The organism is Devosia sp., from assembly GCF_017307565.1.
In the GTDB taxonomy this organism is placed as follows: domain Bacteria; phylum Pseudomonadota; class Alphaproteobacteria; order Rhizobiales; family Devosiaceae; genus Devosia.
In genome coordinates this window covers 1-2,131 of sequence record NZ_JAFKHD010000327.1, presented here as the reverse complement: position 1 = coordinate 2,131, position 2,131 = coordinate 1, and the positions used below count along the sequence as shown (strand labels likewise).

At 64.2% G+C, this 2,131-nt stretch carries 1 protein-coding gene; it reads right to left on the bottom strand.

What is annotated here, in order from left to right; translation table 11 throughout:
• Positions 1 to 105 precede the first annotated feature (105 nt).
• Positions 106 to 2,131: ribonuclease E/G (locus J0I64_RS11600; protein ID WP_291408308.1), on the bottom strand; the 2,026-nt coding region annotated here is incomplete at its 5' end.

Here is a 2,131-nt window from a genome sequence, read left to right as displayed (position 1 = left end):
GGTCACCGGCTGCCGGCGATTGCGGAGTGATTGTAGAAGATCGAGCAGGCGGGCGGCGCGTGACATGAGACGAAAAGGGCGGCCCGAAGGCCGCCCTCAAAAATCCTAGCCCAGACCAAGCCGGCGCTGCCACCAGCCGACCTTTTTCTTCTTCTCGGGCTCGTCGTCGCCTTCCACAGGCGCAGCTTCTTCCGTCGGCTTGGCGCTTGAAGACACCACCACGCCTTCGGGCGGCAGTTCCTTCTTCTGACGCTTCGGCCGTGCCTCGGTACTCTCGACGGGGGCCGCTTCTTCCGCCACGGCGGCGGCCTCGGGCGCAGCTTCAGCCGGAGCCTCAGCGGCGACCGCTGCTTCTTCAGCAACCGGCTCAGCCTTCTTGCGAGTGCGCGGCTTGCGCTTCGGCTTTTCTGCCGGAGCCTCTTCGGCAACAGGCGCCTCTGCAGCCACCTGAGCCTCGGCGCTCACTTCCACCGGAGCTTCAGCTTCGGCAGTCTTTGCCTTGCGAGCCCGCGGCTTGCGCTTGGGCTTCTCGGCCGGCGCTTCCTCGGCAACAGCCTCTACCACTTCCGCAGCGGGGGCAGGGGCCTCTTCGGCAACTTCAGCCTGCACGAGCACGGCTTCGACGATTTCGGCCTGCTCGGCGTTGCTCGTCACAGCCGGGGCACCAGCGTCCTCTCCGCCTTCGGCAGAGGTTTCGCCATCCTGATCGCGACGGTTGCGACGGCCACCGCGACGGCCACGACGGCGGCGGCGGCGCGGTTCGCCATCGGCGTCGGTGTGTGCACCGTCTTCGCCTTCGGCATCGCCGGCTTCGTCGGCGCCTTCTTCGTCACCGGCTTCGGTCTCGGCTTCGCGCGCCTGAACCGGTGCGCGCTCTTCGCCACGCTCGCCATTGCTGCCGCCGCGACGGCGGCGACGACGGCGGCGACGGCCGCCACCTTCGCCATCGCCATTGTCCTGGCGGGCTTCGGTGGCTTCTTCTTCGATCTCTTCTTCTTCGACGACTTCTTCGTCGATTTCCTCGATCACGGCGCTGTCGACGCGCACATGGCTCGCCGCACGCTGGTCGACATAGGAGGAGACGCGGGTTTCACCCTTCTCGATCGAGAACTGGTGTCCGGTCAGCTTGCTGTCGGCGGTGATGGTGATCGACAGCGCATTGCGCGCTTCGAGGGCGGAAAGGGTGTCGCGCTTGTAGTTGAGCACATAGAGCGCCACGTCGGTCGGCACGCGCACGTTGATCGACTGGCCCTGCTTGCGCAGAACATGGTCTTCGATGTGGCGCATGATCATCAGCGCCAGGCTTTCGGTCGAACGCACCAGACCCGTGCCGTCGCAGATCGGGCACTTGTGGGTCGAGCTTTCGACAACGCCGAAGCGGATGCGCTGGCGGCTCATTTCCATCAGGCCGAAATGGCTGATGCGGCCAACCTGGATGCGGGCGCGATCGTCCTTCAGTGCGTCCTTGAGCTTGCGCTCGACGGCACGGTTGGACCGGTTCTCCATCATGTCGATGAAGTCGATAACGATGAGGCCGGCAAGGTCGCGCAGGCGGAGCTGGCGTGCCACTTCGTCAGCGGCTTCCACGTTAGTCTGGAGCGCGGTGTCCTCGATATTGTGCTCCTTGGTGGAGCGCCCCGAGTTCACGTCGATCGAAACCAGAGCTTCGGTCGGGTTGATGACGATGTAGCCGCCGGAGGGCAGGGTGACGACCGGCGAGAACATCTGGTCGAGCTGATTTTCGATGCCATACTTGGAGAAAAGCGGCTGCTCTTCGCCATAGGGCCGCACGTTCTTGGCGTGCGACGGCATGATCATCTTCATGAAGTCCTTGGCTTCGCGGTAAGCCGCGTCGCCGGCGACGAGCACTTCGTCGATGTCCTTGTTGTAGAGATCGCGAATGGTGCGCTTGATCAGCGAGCCTTCTTCATAAACGAGGCAGGGTGCCTGGCTCTGCAGGGTCAGCGTGCGGACGCTTTCCCACAGGCGCATCAGATATTCGAAGTCGCGCTTCACTTCGGCCTTGGTGCGCGAAGCACCAGCCGTGCGCAGGATGACGCCCATGCCCTGCGGCACGTCGAGATCGGCGGTGATTTCCTTCAGGCGCTTGCGGTCTGCAGCATTGGTGATC